Annotated in this window: 15 protein-coding genes and 1 pseudogene; 13 read left to right on the top strand and 3 right to left on the bottom strand. The window is 63.2% G+C overall.

Features of this window, described 5'->3' with window-relative positions; all coding sequences use genetic code 11:
* Positions 1 to 149 precede the first annotated feature (149 nt).
* A pseudogene (locus VT84_RS37890) lies at positions 150 to 404 on the bottom strand (ISNCY family transposase); the annotation flags it as partial.
* Positions 405 to 478: 74 nt separating this feature from the next.
* Between VT84_RS37890 and VT84_RS00650 the strand changes: the two are divergent.
* The 13 genes from VT84_RS00650 (at position 479) to VT84_RS00590 (ending at position 11,623) form a co-directional block, all read left to right on the top strand.
* Complete coding sequence (locus VT84_RS00650) at positions 479 to 880, top strand: transposase (protein ID WP_082838127.1); 402 nt, start codon at positions 479 to 481, stop codon at positions 878 to 880.
* Positions 881 to 897: 17 nt separating this feature from the next.
* The gene (locus VT84_RS00645; protein WP_082838126.1) at positions 898 to 1,293 is read left to right on the top strand and encodes a hypothetical protein; all 396 of its coding nucleotides are present in this window, start codon (positions 898 to 900) and stop codon (positions 1,291 to 1,293) included.
* Positions 1,294 to 1,548: 255 nt separating this feature from the next.
* The gene (locus VT84_RS42060) at positions 1,549 to 1,812 is read left to right on the top strand and encodes a hypothetical protein (RefSeq protein WP_082838125.1); all 264 of its coding nucleotides are present in this window, start codon (positions 1,549 to 1,551) and stop codon (positions 1,810 to 1,812) included.
* A 509-nt stretch (positions 1,813 to 2,321) separates the two neighbouring features.
* Positions 2,322 to 3,476, top strand: a complete 1,155-nt coding sequence (locus tag VT84_RS00635) for a hypothetical protein (RefSeq protein WP_052549138.1) — start codon at positions 2,322 to 2,324, stop codon at positions 3,474 to 3,476.
* On the top strand, positions 3,473 to 5,281 hold the full coding sequence (locus VT84_RS00630; protein ID WP_052549140.1) for a MutS-related protein: 1,809 nt from the start codon (positions 3,473 to 3,475) through the stop codon (positions 5,279 to 5,281). The genes VT84_RS00635 and VT84_RS00630 overlap by 4 nt, the downstream gene beginning before the upstream one ends.
* 215 nt (positions 5,282 to 5,496) lie before the next feature.
* A complete protein-coding gene (locus tag VT84_RS00625; protein WP_052549141.1) occupies positions 5,497 to 6,267 on the top strand; it encodes a MerR family transcriptional regulator in 771 nt (256 codons plus the stop codon).
* Between the two features lie 94 nt (positions 6,268 to 6,361).
* Positions 6,362 to 7,153 (top strand): SDR family NAD(P)-dependent oxidoreductase, encoded by a 792-nt coding sequence (locus tag VT84_RS00620; protein ID WP_082838124.1) that lies wholly within the window; start codon positions 6,362 to 6,364, stop codon positions 7,151 to 7,153.
* Between the two features lie 62 nt (positions 7,154 to 7,215).
* Positions 7,216 to 7,917, top strand: coding sequence for a hypothetical protein (locus VT84_RS00615; protein ID WP_082838123.1), 702 nt, complete (start codon positions 7,216 to 7,218; stop codon positions 7,915 to 7,917).
* A gap of 53 nt (positions 7,918 to 7,970) precedes the next feature.
* Positions 7,971 to 8,510: an alpha-ketoglutarate-dependent dioxygenase AlkB gene (locus tag VT84_RS00610; RefSeq protein ID WP_052551693.1), complete on the top strand. Its 540-nt coding sequence runs from the start codon at positions 7,971 to 7,973 to the stop codon at positions 8,508 to 8,510.
* A gap of 57 nt (positions 8,511 to 8,567) precedes the next feature.
* Positions 8,568 to 8,768 (top strand): hypothetical protein, encoded by a 201-nt coding sequence (locus tag VT84_RS00605; RefSeq protein WP_082838122.1) that lies wholly within the window; start codon positions 8,568 to 8,570, stop codon positions 8,766 to 8,768.
* On the top strand, positions 8,761 to 9,159 hold the full coding sequence (locus VT84_RS00600) for a hypothetical protein (RefSeq protein WP_082838121.1): 399 nt from the start codon (positions 8,761 to 8,763) through the stop codon (positions 9,157 to 9,159). Before VT84_RS00605 ends, VT84_RS00600 begins: the two co-directional genes overlap by 8 nt.
* A gap of 127 nt (positions 9,160 to 9,286) precedes the next feature.
* Positions 9,287 to 10,000, top strand: coding sequence for a biotin/lipoate A/B protein ligase family protein (locus VT84_RS00595; protein ID WP_082838120.1), 714 nt, complete (start codon positions 9,287 to 9,289; stop codon positions 9,998 to 10,000).
* Positions 10,001 to 10,192: 192 nt separating this feature from the next.
* Positions 10,193 to 11,623: a cytochrome B6 gene (locus VT84_RS00590; protein WP_204249699.1), complete on the top strand. Its 1,431-nt coding sequence runs from the start codon at positions 10,193 to 10,195 to the stop codon at positions 11,621 to 11,623.
* Positions 11,624 to 11,734: 111 nt separating this feature from the next.
* On the opposite strand, the gene VT84_RS00585 is transcribed toward VT84_RS00590, so the two are convergent.
* Both VT84_RS00585 and VT84_RS00580 read right to left on the bottom strand, forming a co-directional pair.
* Complete coding sequence (locus tag VT84_RS00585) at positions 11,735 to 13,465, bottom strand: flotillin family protein (protein WP_082838119.1); 1,731 nt, start codon at positions 13,463 to 13,465, stop codon at positions 11,735 to 11,737.
* 25 nt (positions 13,466 to 13,490) lie between these two features.
* Positions 13,491 to 14,042 (bottom strand): hypothetical protein, encoded by a 552-nt coding sequence (locus VT84_RS00580; RefSeq protein WP_082838118.1) that lies wholly within the window; start codon positions 14,040 to 14,042, stop codon positions 13,491 to 13,493.
* Positions 14,043 to 14,238: the final 196 nt, after the last annotated feature.

Below are 14,238 nucleotides of genomic sequence, written 5' to 3'. Positions count from 1 at the left end.
CGTGAGCTCCGCAGCCGGCCGGTCCGGACCCTTCGGCGCGCCCAAATCCTCCTGGCCAGCGCCGAACACCAAACCCGGTCCCGGATTGCGGGTCGGGTGCGCGTCGCAAACGGTCCGTAACGCGATCCACGCCTTCGAGAACGAGGGCACCGGTCGCAGAGCTTCAGGCCGCGCGTCACCAAAGGGGCGCCGTCCGTCAGCGCGCTCCGCACGGCCGAGCAGTACCCCGCGATCACTTCGGCTTGGGCATCCCTGCGCGCCTCGACCGACCTCTCGATGGCGCGCACGCCCCGCACCTTCTTCTTGAGTTCCTTCTTGGCGTGCCGATCGGCCTCGTAAATGGGTCGAGCGGCCTCGCGCAGGAAGTGGAACGGACACAACTGGTGCGGCACGTCCGGGAGCGCGGCCTTAGGACTACCGGACAAAACTACGAAGTCGCCTATCCTGATCGGCACCCATTCTGCTCAGGATTCGGTCCATGCAACTGAAGGATCTGGCCCGCGAACTACCGGAAGGCATCTGGGCGGTCTTTGAGCCGGTCCTGCCGACCAAGGTTTGGTCCGGCAACGGTCGCCCGCCGTGCGGCAATCGGGAATGCCTTCACGCGCTGTTGTACGTCCTGGCCTCGGGCATTAGTTGGGAGTTGCTCCCGTGGTGCTTCCCGTCGTACAAGACGGTCCAACGCCGACTCAAGGACTGGCTCCGCGAGGATGCGTTTCTTCGGGCGTGGCAACAACTGGCCGAGCGGTACCAGCGGTTGCACGGGATCAACTGGGACCAGATCCTCCTCGACGGGTCCAAGAAGCCGTCGGAAAAGGGGGCGAAGCTTCGGGGCCGAGTCCGGTTGATCGCGGCAAGTCGGGCACGGCGATCCACATAGCGAGCGACGCGCGAGCCATGCCCCTGGCGGTCGTAGTCACCAAAGCCGGGGCCAACGACGGCTGCCAGACCCACAAGGTGCTGGCGGCCCTGGTCGTTCGTGCGCCGGCCCCGGAGGTGCCGACCGACACGACCGACGAGCGGGGCCGACCAACCGCCCGAGCGGACGGTGCATACGGGAACGAACCGTCGCGGGGCCGAGCCGGTTCCCAGGGGTTCCGGTTGTACGCTCCCGGCCGTGGTCAGAAGCGCCCCGGAGTCGGCAAGGTGCGCAACGCCGTCGAGCGGTGTCACAACTTCTTCGCCCAGTTCGGCCGGGTCCGCAGGCGGCGCGACCGCAACGCGCGCAACTACCTCGGCTGGTGCCAGATGGCGGCTTGCGTGATCCTCTTACGATCGGGTTTTGTCCGGTAGTCCTTAACCGCCTTGCGGATCGAGTGCTGTCCGTCGGACACGACACCGGGCCATTCGTCTTCACCTGCTCCAACAGCGCCGCCAAATCTTGGTTGCGGGCCGACAGCAGACTCTTCGCCAGGAGGATCTCGCCACTGAGCACGTCGCGCAGAACCCACAACACCTCGTGACCCACATCAGGTTGGAGCCCGTCGATCGCTAGGACCACGCCCGTGCTGCCGAAGAACCGCGTGGAGCCGGTCGTCATCGACCCGCGTGACGGCGAGCAACTCGTCGTACCGGTCGAGCAAGTTGGTAACCGTGCGCTCGGCCAGTGTCACGCCGAGTTGCGTGCGGTGGGCGTGGATCTCGGGAACGGACCGATGCTCGGTGTACCGCAACCGGCCGACGCGCGAGGACGCCGAGGGCGAACTCGTGGTGCGGGAGCGCCAGTCGCCCCTCGGCCTCGGGTCGGAACAGGTCGCACGGGCGGTGCCGGCATCGGGAGCTGCGAAGCGTGTACCGGTTGACGGCGGTTAGCGACGTGAGCGTACGGAAGTTGGAGTAATCAGAGTACAACCGATTCCCGCACGCCGGGCAGGTCACCGAAACCGGTACCCGTGTGACCTCAGCAGTCGAGTGCGACGAGCCACAAGCAACCCTCCTGGGGTCGGAACATTATCCCACCACGGCTCGTGTGGCACCAGTCAGGCTTGCCGGCCTAGTTTTTTGGGTGTAGGACCGCATTTGCAGAGCGTCGGAGAGCGGCACGAGATGTTTGGCACAACTCGTGACTGAGCTAATGATCCGATCACGAGTTCGCGGCATCTGTCAGCGCGTTGCTGCAACAATTCCCAGAATCGCTACTCACACCAGCATCGAAAACCCACTTGGAAACTCACCGTGCGTCTTCGCCCGCGCGCAAACCCGGTACTACACCCGTTTTTTTGTCGCCGCGCTTTACGAACGTAACGGTTCCACACTTCATAGCCCGAGCGCGGTATCATCGGTTGCGAAACAATTCGGTTCACGTTTCGCGAGGTGATACCATGCTCACGCGCGTCGTTCCCACGGCCGTTCTGGTCGCGGTTGTCGGGTGGACCACGTCGAGCGCGCAACCGCCGGTTCCTGGAAGCCAGCCCTCCAAGGAAAGCAAACCGGACGGGGGAAGGGCCAACGGACCGGCCGCGAAAATCGAATCCAAGAACGATCTCGTGCTGTTCGAGATCCGCATGGTGGACGACACGGTGATGAATGTGTCGCTGATGGAACCGGCGCTGGCAATCGCCACGAAATACGGCAAATTAATGGTTCCGGTGGCCGAGGTCCGGCGCCTGGAGTTCGGGTTCCGTTACCCGGACGGAATGGAAGCGAAGATCGACAAGGCAGTCGCCGATCTCGCCGCACCCGAGTTTCGCACGCGCGAGGACGCGGAACAAACACTTGCCAACATCGGCCAATTCGCGGTTCCCGCACTGCGCCGCGCGTCCAAAAGTGAGGACGCGGAAATGAACCGGCGCTCAAAGGCGGTTCTCAAGCTCCTGGAAAGCAAGCTCGCACCCGACCAACTGGAACTGCGCGACCACGACTCGATCGAAACGGCCGAATTCACCACCAAGGGCCGGATGGACCTCAGCGCGCTAAAGGTGCGCACCAAGTATTTCGGCGACGCGACCGTGAGGCTCTCGGACATCCGCACGTTCCGGTCGGTCGGGTCCGCGCCGGCCTCGGAATTCGCGCTGGACGCGGCCAAGTACGCGAAAATGAATCAGGCCGACTGGCTGGAAACGGCCATCGAAGTCAGTGCCGGGCAGCAACTGGAAGTGACCGCGACGGGCAAGATTGACCAGTGGCCGCAGGGACCGGGGCAGTACATGTCCGAGCCGGGCGGACTACCCGGTCACGCCGGTGGGGGAGTGGTGGTGGGTGGGATGCCGCGAATCGGTGTCCGGGTCAGGTGGTTGGGCGCATCGGCGCGAACGGAACCCCGTTCGTCATCGGCGCGTCGTATAAGGGGAAGATCACCGAGAACGGAAAACTCTACATGCGGATTTCCCCCAGCCCGTGGAACTGCGACTCGACCGGGGCGTACAAAATCAGCGCCAACGTCACGACCCCGTGACCGCACCGGAGTTCGGTTCATAAACTTGACCTTCGACGGGGGCCGCGCGCGGCCCCCGCGTTCGTTCCTACCTCTTCAATGAGTGACGTTCCACTGTCACAGTCTTCACCCGCCGCCGTTTACACCGACCGATTGGCCGCGCGCCGGGCGATTGTGGCCACCCTCACCGCGCGCCTCGACACGCTCAGCTACGCGCGCCTCGGAGCGTTTCTTGTGGCGCTCGTTGTCGCGGGACTGGCATTCGGCGCGGGGCTCTTTTCCCCGTGGTTTACGCTGCTCCCGGCGCTCGTGTTCGTGTATTTCGTCGCGACGTTCGAGGCGACGCGCCGGCGCCGAACGTGGGCCGATCGCGCGGCGCGGTTCTACACGGGCGGCCTCGACCGGCTCGCGGGCAAACCGAGCGGAGTGGGGCAAGGCGAACGCTTCGCGAACGACGCGCACCCCTACGCCGCGGACCTCGACCTCTTCGGGGCGGGATCGGTGTTCGAGCGCGTGACCGCGTGCCGCACGCGGGCCGGTGAAGATACACTGGCCGCGTGGTTACTCGCGCCGGCCGCGCCCGCGGAAGTAAAAGCGCGCCAGGAAGCCGTCGCCGATCTGACCCCGCGCCTCGATTTGCGAGAAGCGCTCGCGGTGGCCGGGGCCGAGGCTCCCGCCGCCGATTACCACGCGCTCGCGGATTGGGGAACGGGCCAGATCGAGTCCCCACCACCGTGGAAGTGGTGGACGGTCGAACTCCTCGGCTGGGCGAACGTGCTCGCGTGGGCCGGGTGGTTCTTCGTCGGCACGTCCGCCTTGCCGGTGCTCGTGTTCGGGCTACCGTCGCTCGTACTGGCGCTCCCACTCGTGTCGTGGGCACGCGGGGTACTCGCGCCGCTCGATCGGGCGACCGAGAATCTGTCGCTGTTTGAGGCCGCCCTCGGTCGACTGGAACGCGAAGCATTCAACGCGCCGCGGCTCAAAGAGCTCCAAAGCGCGATGCGGGCGGGCGGGCACTTACCGTCCGAGCAGATTCACCAACTCCGGGTGCTCCTCGACGGCTATAACGCCCGGCGCAATGCGTTCTTTATTCCGATTGCGGTGCTCCGCGTGTGGAACGTGCGGTTCGCGTTCAAGCTCGAAGCATGGCGCGCACGTTCCGGTCCGGCAATCGCGCAGTGGTTGCGCGCGGTCGGCGAAGCGGAAGCGCTCTCATCGCTCGCGGGCTACGCTTACGAGAACCCCACAGCCATTTACCCAACGGTGGAAGCCGGCCCGGTGCAACTCACGGCAACCGGAGTGGGGCACCCGCTCATTCCCGCCGAGAAGTGCATCCGGAATGACGTCACACTCGGCGGCGAATCCGGCCCGCGCGTGCTGATCGTGAGCGGGTCGAATATGTCGGGTAAGAGCACGATGTTACGCGCGGTCGGCGTGAACGCGGTGCTAGCCCTCGCGGGCGGAGTGGTGCGCGCGACCAGCTTCGCGCTCACGCCGCTCGCTCTCGGGGCGACGATGCGAGTACAGGACTCGCTCCAGGAGGGTAAGTCGCGCTTCTTCGCGGAAGTCACGAAGGTCCGGCTCTTGCTCGACATCGCGACCCGCGAGGGCGGACTTCCGCTCTTGTTCCTGCTCGACGAACTGTTCGCGGGCACCAACTCGGCCGACCGCGTCGCTGGCGCAGAGGGTGTAACGCGCGCGCTTCTGACTGCCGGTGCGATCGGCTTCGTGACGACGCACGACCTGAGCCTGACCGCGGTGACCGACACGATCCCCGGGGCCGTGAACGTTCACTTCTCCGACGGCTTCGGGGGCGGCGAGTTGCAGTTCGACTACACGATGCGCCCGGGCGTCGTGCCGCACGGCAACGGTCTCGCACTCATGCGGGCCGTCGGGTTGACGGTTTAGGCGCACAGCCGATGTGGAGTGCTATTGGCGAACGGCCGGCGCGAGCTGGCTGGTAAAAACGCGCCGTCTATTCACGCAATTCCACTCCCCAACTCGCGCCAATCGTTTACTCAACTCGCCGATTGCTCACTTCGATTTATCTCGTTTTTCCTCCTTGAACCTCACGTAACGTCAGGATGTACCATGCCCGCGTCGGGTGACTTGGGGAGGTTGTCATGCCGGAACAGCGGTGGAAGGTCGGCGAACTGGCCGCACGCACGGGGCTGACGGTGCGCGCACTTCACCATTACGACGCCATCGGGCTGCTGTGCCCGTCGGACCGGAGCGGGTCGGCGCACGGTTCCGGGCACCGGCGGTACACCGCCGCGGACGTGACCAAGTTGCACCAGATCATGTGTTTGAAGCAGCTTGGGTTCAGCCTGGAGCAGATCAAAGAGTACATGACGCGGGCCGACTACGACCCGCGCGAAGTGGTCCGGCTCCACCTAGCAAAAGTGCGCGAGCAAGCCGCGGAACTGGCTCAACTGGGCGACCGGCTCGAAGGGCTCTCTCAGACACTCGACGCGGCGGGCGCCGTATCCGCCGAGACGTTTCTCCAAACGATCGAGGTGATGACAATGATCGAAAAGTATTACACTCCGGAGCAACTGAAGCAGATCGAGGACCGGCGCAATGCCGGCGGACCCGAGATGGAAGAGGCCATCCAAAAGGGGCCGCAAATGTGGGCGGATCTGTTCGCGGATGTGCAAGCCGCGATGGACGCGGGCATCGATCCGGCTGATCCGAAGGCGCGGGCACTCGCGGAGCGGTGGCTCGCACTGGTAATGGGGTTTACCGGCGGCGATCCGGGCATTTTCAATTCTCTGAAGAAGATGTACGAAAACGAGGACAACGTGCGTGGCATGGATGTCAAGGCGATGCGCCCGCTGAACGAGTACCTCGAAAAAGCACGAACTGCTGCCGGGATCAAGCACCCGGGGCAATAGCAAAAGTGAGTGCCCGGTGGTCGGCTCGTCGGGTATCACAGTGGGTGAGAGTCGTGCCGCTTTTACTCACTACCCGTCGAGACGAGGATTCGCCGTGAACTTGGGCCTGAAGGACAGCGCCGTTGTTGTGGTCGGTGGAGCGCGCGGGTTGGGGCGCGCGATCGCGTCCACGTTTGCTGAAGAAGGTTGTCGCATCGGAATCTGGGACGTGTCCCCGGACGCACAAACGGCCGGTGCCGAACTCGGCGGCACGGGTTGGCAAGTCGATGTCACCGACGATTCGGCCGTTCGCGCCGCGACCACCGAAACGTGGACGAAGTTCGGCGCGGTGGATCACGTCGTGTTCGCGGTGGGGATCGGTTCCGGCAAGTTCGGGTTCCCGTTCTGGGAAATCGACCCCGGAGTTTGGGCGCGCGTGCTTCAGGTTAATCTCATCGGCGCCGCGATCGTGGCACACAACTTCGCCCCGCGCCTTGCAGAACGCAAGAAGGGAACGATGCTGTTTCTCTCGTCAGTGGCGGGACAGATCGGTTCACAGACGGACCCGCCGTACAGTGCGTCCAAGGCCGGGCTCATCAACTTTTCTCAGTGCGCGGCCAAGGATCTCGCGCCGTTCGGTGTGCGCGTGAACTGCTTGTGCCCGGGGATGATTAAGACCCCACTCAATCGTTCGGTGTGGCAATCGTGGGCGGACCGCCAACCGCCGGAGGCGCGCACGGACTACGAAACCTGGACCGCGGACAAGATCGCGAAAATCGTTCCGCTGAACCGGTGGCAGACACCGGAAGACATCGCAGCGATGGCGGTGTTCCTCGCTAGCGACCGCGCCGCGAACGTCACCGGCCAGACGGTCAACGTGGACGGCGGATACGTCATGCACTGGTGATTCCGCCCGCAGCCCGTTCGCTGTATGCTGTCTTTACGATCCCACCTTACGATGCCACACCCATGAAGCACCTCTTTGTTCCCGCCGTCGCGGTTCTGTTACTCGCCGCACCCGGCGCCCGCGCGTTCGAGCCGAGCGAAAACTACAAGAAGCGCGAGATTCAGGGGTTCACCGTGCTCGTACACCCCGAAGTAGAGAAGCACGCGGACGAGGTGAAAGTCGCGTTCGAGGAACTGGACAGCCAGCTCAAGACATTGAGCGCGGTCGTGCCGGAAAAACCGCTCGTGGCACTCAAGAAAGTCAAGTTCTGGGTGGAGTGGCAAACGAAGAAGAACGGAGCTGCGGAGTTCCACGTCTCGAAGGGCTGGCTCAAGGACAACGGCTACAACCCGGAGAAAGCCGGCGGCGTGGAGATCAACAACCTCAAGAACTTCGTCGATTGGTCGCGCCGGGCACAGCCGTGGATGGTGCTTCACGAACTGGCCCATGCGTACCACTTCCTCACGCTCGGCGACGCTTACGAGCCACTCGAATCCGCGTACAAGCAGGCCATCGAACGGAAACTCTACGAGAGTGTCGAGTACGTCGGGGGCGGTAAGAAAAAGGCTTACGCGACCACCAACCGGGCGGAATACTTCGCCGAGCTGAGTGAAGCGTACTTCGGCAAGAACGACTTCGCCCCGTACACGCGAAGCGAACTGGAGAAGCACGATCCCGTCGGCTTCGAGCTGATGCAGAAGGCGTGGGGCACACCGACGAAGTGAACTCGGTTCCCGCGTGCGGTGTCTCAGTCGACAATCGCACGCGGAGTTCACCGATGACGTCCAGTTTACTTGAGCGCGGCTCCATTCGGCTCGTGACCGATTTTCTGCCCGGTAGCCATGCTCTCTACGAACACCTCGCGACGTCGATTGTGTGGGACACGCGCATTCGTGCCCGGAAGTCAGCCAGTTTCGGCGTGCCATACAATTACTCGGGTATCGAGTGGCCTCACGCCCCAATCCTTCATGCAATCCAATCGTTACTCGCCCGCGTTGCAGAAGAAATCAGGTTCGAGCCGAACAATTGCCTCGTGAACTATTATCCCGACGGCAAATCCTCGATGGGCTTTCATTCCGATTCGACCGAGGCCCTCGAACCGGGAACCGGCATCGCGGTCGTCTCGCTCGGCGCCGAACGCACCATCACGTTTCACCGCATCAGTGACAAGACAGTAACCGAGAGCTACCGCCTGTCTTCCGGTTCGCTGCTATGGATGTGCCCCGAAATGCAGGCCGAATGGCGGCACGCGGTTCTCGCGGACCGGGACGTCAGTGGTGGTCGAATCAGCCTCACATTTCGTCGCGTAAAAGCGTGAACCTCGGCTGCTGCTCCGGTGTCCGAGGGACAGGCCCACTCCCCAATCGAGCCAAACATGGCGCGCGATCAAAAGCCCCAAAAGGCCAACAAAAAAAAGTACGCGGACCCGAAAACCGGCGAGTTCCGGCACGCGGACGGCGACCGCAGACACCGGCACGGGGCCAGCGCGAAGCAAGCGATCAAAAATAAAAAGATCATTCGCGAGTTCGACGGCGGCGCACCGGTCGATGAACCGCCGGGTGACGCGAATGAGTGAACTGTCGGTTCCTATTCGTCAGCGCGGTGCGGTCGTGAAGATCGTGGTCCGTATTGCCGGCGCGCCCAACGAATTCGGCCCGTTCCCGGCGTACCTCGATACGGGCGCGAGCGTCACTGTTCTTGATCCCGGGGTGATTCACGCGCTCGGTGCCGAACCGATAGCTGAAGCCGGGCTACACGTACTCGGGCGCGACACAGTTAGCCACCACGGTGTGTTCGCGGTGGAAGTCGCTCTCGCGGATGCCGGTGAAAAGCGGTGGTTCGCTCTGGAAGCGCTCGATGGACCGATCAACCCCAAGGGCACGGCGGGTGCCTTGGGGCGCGACTTCCTCGAACACTTCGTCTTCACCTACGACGGCCCCGGTAACCGCGTTCGCCTGCGTTGGTGAAGGCATCCCACGCGATTCGCCCACACCATTTCGTGGACCCGAGGACGTGTTACTGTGCCACTGCTGCTCACTTGATACAGCAAGTGGTACGACGTTCGCCTTCGCCCCACTTGCTTCCACAGCTCTCATGCAGTTACTTGATCTCACGTTGCCCGATCCGGAAATGAACCTCGCGCTCGATGAAGCGCTACTCGTGGCCGCGGAAGAAGGAGCGGGTGGGGAGGTGCTACGGCTCTGGGAGCAGCCGACTTATGCGGTCGTGGTCGGTTCCGGTGGATCGGTCGTGATCGACGTGAATCTGTCTGCGTGCGCGGCAGCCGGGGTGCCGGTACTCCGGCGCGCGAGCGGCGGCGGAACGGTCCTGCTCGGTCCCGGGTGCCTGTGTTTCAGCCTCGTGCTGAGTTACGACCGCGCACCCGGGTTGAACGAAATCCCAGCCAGCAATCGGTACATTCTCGCGCGTGTCATCAACGCACTGAAGCCCGTGGCCGCCGCGTCGGTGGAGGGCACGAGTGACCTGGCAGTGAATGGCGTGAAATTTTCGGGAAACGCCCAGCAGCGCAAGCGCAAATACTTTCTCCACCACGGCACTCTTCTCTGCGGGTTCGACCTCGCTCTTGTCTCGCAGTATCTGAACCCGCCGGAGCGCCAGCCCAAATACCGTCGGGACAGACCTCACGGGGATTTCATCACGAATTTGCCCGTTCGCCCGGAGGAAGTAAAGCAGTTACTCGTCAACGAGTGGTGCCCGGAGGGTGACTACGCCCCGGTGCCGCTCATCCGGGCGCACGCACTGGTCGCCGAAAAGTATTCCCGGGCCGAGTGGAACCGGCGCCGCTAGCTATCAGATTTGCGGCATACGAATTGCTCACCGAATTCACTTCTTGTGGGTCGTGAACCATAGAGCGAACCTATTGATTCTGTTGGTTCGTCATCATTCACCCCTCTTCCGATCTGTGGTACAACTCGCACCAGGCGTGCGCCCGCACCGGCGCGGTGCCGGTCAGCGCGCGCCCCTTCGAGGTAACTCCCCATGAGTCGCGTTCGTAATTCGGGCTGGACTCTGCCGGCGATCGCCGCCGGGAGTCTCATCGCGCTCGCGGCGTGGCAGCTCGTGCCCGCCAACCAGCCGCCCGCCACGAAGCCGGATCAACCACTGGGCGCGGAACCGGCCGCCCAACCGCCGGCCAACGATCTCGCCGCGGTGATGGCGAAAATGAAGGCCGCGAAAGCTGACATCGCGAAGAAGCACAACGACATGCTGGCCGCGCGGTACGACCTCGCGGAGCGCGCCGCGGCGGACGGGAAGATGACACGCGGTAAGGCCGTGCAACAAGGCCCGCGCGCGAAACTGGCCGCCGGGACCACGTGGGCCGCGCTCGCGGACATGAAGCCGGAAGAGATCCGCGAGAAGGGGCTCTTCCCCGCCGGGTACCTTCCGCTGCCGCACCCGAACCACCCCGAAGGCGGGATGCTGTTCCCGAAGTTCCACATCGACGAAATCAAGAAACAAGAGGCGCGCGACCTGACGCGATTCGACCTCGATTTCGACCTGCCGGATCACTTCCTCCCCGAGTTCCCGCCGCCGATCTTCCTGACCACCCGACTGGACCTCGGCGACGTGTCGAAGGGGAAACTCGTCACTATCGACAACTTCGAGGAACTGTTCAAAGACGCGCTGAACCCGAAACAACTGGAAGGGTTGCGATTGCTCGTCACGCCGTTCCCGCAACAACAATTCAACATGACCGCGGACCGGCGGAGCGAGAAGGCGCACCGCGGCGTCACCTGCTTCGACTGTCACGTGAACGGCCACACGAACGCGGCCACGCACCTCGTCGGCGATATTCGGCCGCAAGAGTTCCGGCACCGCATCGATGTGCCCTCGCTGCGTGGCGTAAACGTGCAGAGGCTGTTCGGTTCGCAGCGCGCTCTCAAGAGCATCGAGGACTTCACCGAGTTCGAGCAACGGGCCGCGTACTTCGACGGCGATCACACGCAGGCCGCGCGGAAGGGTGTCAACCCGCTGGATCGCGGCAGCCAGGTCCACTTCATGGCGGAGTTCCAGGACTTGCTCGACTTCCCGCCCGCACCGAAATTAGATTTGTTCGGGAAACTCGATCAGTCGAAGGCGACCGACAGCGAGAAGCGGGGAGAAGCCCTCTTCAACGGGAAGGCGAAGTGCGCAACGTGCCACCCCGGGCCGTACTACACCGATAACACGCTGCACAATTTGCAGACCGAACGGTTCTTTAAGCCGGTGACGGTGCTCGGGCGGACGGCGAGCGTGGACGGCCCAATTAAGACGTTCCCGCTTCGCGGTATCAAGGACAGCCCGCCGTACCTGCACGACGGCCGGTTGCTCACGCTGGAAGATACGGTCGAGTTCTTCAACTTGATCCTCGAAACGAAACTCACCGAGGACGAGAAGAAGGATTTGGTCGCGTTTATGAAGTGCCTGTAGTTACTGAGAAGAGGAGATCAGAGATCAGAGGACAGAGGTCAGAAGACACAGATCCAAACCAGTGCCTTCTGGTTTCTGTCCTCTGATCTCTGACTTCTGGCCACTGTTCGCTCACCCGATTTTCGCGTGCGTGCCGTTCGTGCTCGGCGGCTTGCTCTCTGTGAGTGAATCGCTGGTGAGCTTCGCGAGGTACTCGGGCACTTCCACGCCGCCGATGTCCTTCATCACTTGCATCATCGGCGGCATCATTCGGGCCATGTTCTGAAGGAACGAAGCCGTGCTCGACGCACCGGCGGCTCCGTTCCCTCCCCCACCACCTTCCCACACCACCACTTTGTCGAACTTGATGTTCGAGATGGCCTTCGCGGAGGCGTCCGCGAGCGCGTCCATGTGTTCGAGCATGAGCAACTGGAACGCGGCCTGTGGACTACCGCACGCCTCAATGATCTTCTTCAACCCCTCACCCTTCTTCGCCAGAATCTCGAATTGCCCGCGCGCCTCGGCTTCGAGTTTGGCGTAGATGGTCGCGGCGGCAGCTTGTGCTTCGAGCTTCACGCGCTCCGCAGCGGCCTCGGCGTCCACGATTATTTTTGCCTTCTGTGCCTTCGCAGGGGCTTCGAGGGCCGCACGCTGTTCGGCTTCGATCTTCTCGGCCTGGGCGAGCGCGGCTTTCGCCATCGCCTTATTCTGTGCTTCCAGAACTGCGGCCTCGGCTTCGCGCTTCTTCGTTTCGGAGACCTGGTACGCTTCGGCGTTCTTCACCGCGAGCGTGGCCTGCGCCCCCGCGATGCTGGCTTGCGCGGTGGCCTCACCACCGATCGCCGTGGCGTTGGCTTCGGCCAGGCGCACGCGCTTGTCGCGTTCGGCCTCGGCGATGCGTGATTCCCGCTCGAACGCCGCTTGTTGCTCGCCGACCTTCTGGTCGCGGTCGAGTTCGGCGATGCGGATCGCTTGCTGGCGCTGCGATTCCTTGATGAGCGTTTCCTGTTCGAGCAGCGCGGTCTGCTCGCCGACCTCCCGGTCTTTGTCGAGCTGGGCGACCTTGATGGCCTGCTCGCGGGTCGCTTCGCGGGTACCGATCTCGCGCACCTTCGTCGCGTTCGCGACCGAGATGGCTCGCTCGCGCTCGGCCTCGGCGACACCGATCTGCCCGCGCTTCTCCTGTTCCGCCACGTCGACCTTCGCCTGCTGGATCGCGATCGCGGCGGCCTTCCGACCGATGGCCTCGATGTACCCGCTCTCGTCCGTGATATCGGTGATGTTCACGTTGATGAGCACGAGCCCGATCTTCTTCAGCTCCGGTTCGAGCGACTTTTGCACGCTCTCCAGGAACTGGTCGCGGTTACGGTTGATGTCTTCGATCCGCATCGACGCGATCACCTGTCGCAGTTGGCCGAAGATGATGTCCCGGGCCTGTTCCTTGACCTCCTGGGTACCCAACCCAAGGAGCCGGATCGCGGCGTTTTGCATCGTTTCGGGGTCGGTGCCGATGGCGACCGTGAACACGCTCGGCACGTTCACGCGGATGTTCTCGATCGAGAGAGCGCCCTTGAGCGGCACCTCGATCTGGATCGGGTCGAGGTTGAGGTAATCGTAGTCCTGGACGAGTGGCAGGACGAACGCCGCACCGCCGTGGACGCACTTGGCCGCGTTCCCGCCGCCGGTCTTACCGTAGATCACGAGAATGCGGTTCGAGGGGCAGCGTTTGTAGCGCCTCACGAGCAGCATGAGGAGACTGAAGAGAACCAATCCGGCAGCCAGCGCAGTGACCACGGGCCACGGGACTTCGGCGAGGTTTGGGTTCCCGGTTTTCGATTGCGCGAGAAGAGCAACGGACAACATGGTGTGACTCCGGTCGTGTGATGTATCAAGCCGCTTCGACTTCGACGGTGTCCGAACTGATGACGGCGACGACTTTGATCGGCTTGCCGGTCGCAAGTTCGTTGCCCGCGGTCAGCGCCTGACACTCAACGGTGCGGTTTTGCAACATCAGATGTACCTTCCCCGAGCCCTCTTTCGCAGCGGGCACGCGCAGGTACACGGTACCGGTACAACCGACCGCGCGCTCGACCCGAACGGTCCCGTCGGCTTTGAGTTGCTTCAGCGCGTTCATTGCGGTCGCGACGAAGTAGAGTGCGGCCGCACCCGACGCCAGGGCCGCACTAAAAGCAGCAAGGTCGTCCGCACCGTAGTAACGCGCCGTCAATCCGCCGAGACCGAAGAACAGCAGCGCGGATGTGAGCGTCCGAACGGACAACATTCCGAAGAACCAGTTCCCGACACCTTTCTCGTGCGGCCCGTCGTGGGTGGTGTCGTGGCCCGTGTCGTGATCGCCGCCGAACCCGATCATCCCCGCGACGAGGAGGCAAACAACGAGTGTGCCGCCCGTAATTGCACAAACCAGGAAAACGGTTTCCATAACGGCCTCCGACGGAGATTTCCGCTCGCATCCGGACGAAAGTGATGCGCTTCTACCGGAGCATTCGTTGGAACACCTTGATGATTTGAGAAGTTCGGGAGGGAGTCAACGAAAACCCGCAATTCGCCCGACTGGGCGCGGTATTGCGACCGAACAAGGGAACCGCACCGCGGGCAATTACCTCCGGATCGGCGCG

The sequence above is a fragment of the Gemmata sp. SH-PL17 genome (genome assembly GCF_001610855.1).
GTDB classification, from domain to species: Bacteria; Planctomycetota; Planctomycetia; order Gemmatales; family Gemmataceae; genus Gemmata; species Gemmata massiliana.
Note: the sequence above shows the minus strand (reverse complement) of the source record. Positions and strands in the feature narration are given on the sequence as shown.

What these genes read in the sequence shown, in the direction of transcription:
- VT84_RS00600 (WP_082838121.1), top strand. Translation starts at nt 8,761, where the DNA reads ATGAGTGAACTGTCGGTTCCTATTCGTCAGCGCGGTGCGGTCGTGAAG.
- VT84_RS00610 (WP_052551693.1), top strand. Translation starts at nt 7,971, where the DNA reads ATGACGTCCAGTTTACTTGAGCGCGGCTCCATTCGGCTCGTGACCGAT.
- VT84_RS00585 (WP_082838119.1), bottom strand. Translation starts at nt 13,465, where the DNA reads ATGTTGTCCGTTGCTCTTCTCGCGCAATCGAAAACCGGGAACCCAAAC.
- VT84_RS00615 (WP_082838123.1), top strand. Translation starts at nt 7,216, where the DNA reads ATGAAGCACCTCTTTGTTCCCGCCGTCGCGGTTCTGTTACTCGCCGCA.
- VT84_RS00630 (WP_052549140.1), top strand. Translation starts at nt 3,473, where the DNA reads ATGAGTGACGTTCCACTGTCACAGTCTTCACCCGCCGCCGTTTACACC.
- VT84_RS00635 (WP_052549138.1), top strand. Translation starts at nt 2,322, where the DNA reads ATGCTCACGCGCGTCGTTCCCACGGCCGTTCTGGTCGCGGTTGTCGGG.
- VT84_RS00645 (WP_082838126.1), top strand. Translation starts at nt 898, where the DNA reads ATGCCCCTGGCGGTCGTAGTCACCAAAGCCGGGGCCAACGACGGCTGC.
- VT84_RS00590 (WP_204249699.1), top strand. Translation starts at nt 10,193, where the DNA reads ATGAGTCGCGTTCGTAATTCGGGCTGGACTCTGCCGGCGATCGCCGCC.
- VT84_RS00580 (WP_082838118.1), bottom strand. Translation starts at nt 14,042, where the DNA reads ATGGAAACCGTTTTCCTGGTTTGTGCAATTACGGGCGGCACACTCGTT.
- VT84_RS00605 (WP_082838122.1), top strand. Translation starts at nt 8,568, where the DNA reads ATGGCGCGCGATCAAAAGCCCCAAAAGGCCAACAAAAAAAAGTACGCG.
- VT84_RS00650 (WP_082838127.1), top strand. Translation starts at nt 479, where the DNA reads ATGCAACTGAAGGATCTGGCCCGCGAACTACCGGAAGGCATCTGGGCG.
- VT84_RS00625 (WP_052549141.1), top strand. Translation starts at nt 5,497, where the DNA reads ATGCCGGAACAGCGGTGGAAGGTCGGCGAACTGGCCGCACGCACGGGG.
- VT84_RS00595 (WP_082838120.1), top strand. Translation starts at nt 9,287, where the DNA reads ATGCAGTTACTTGATCTCACGTTGCCCGATCCGGAAATGAACCTCGCG.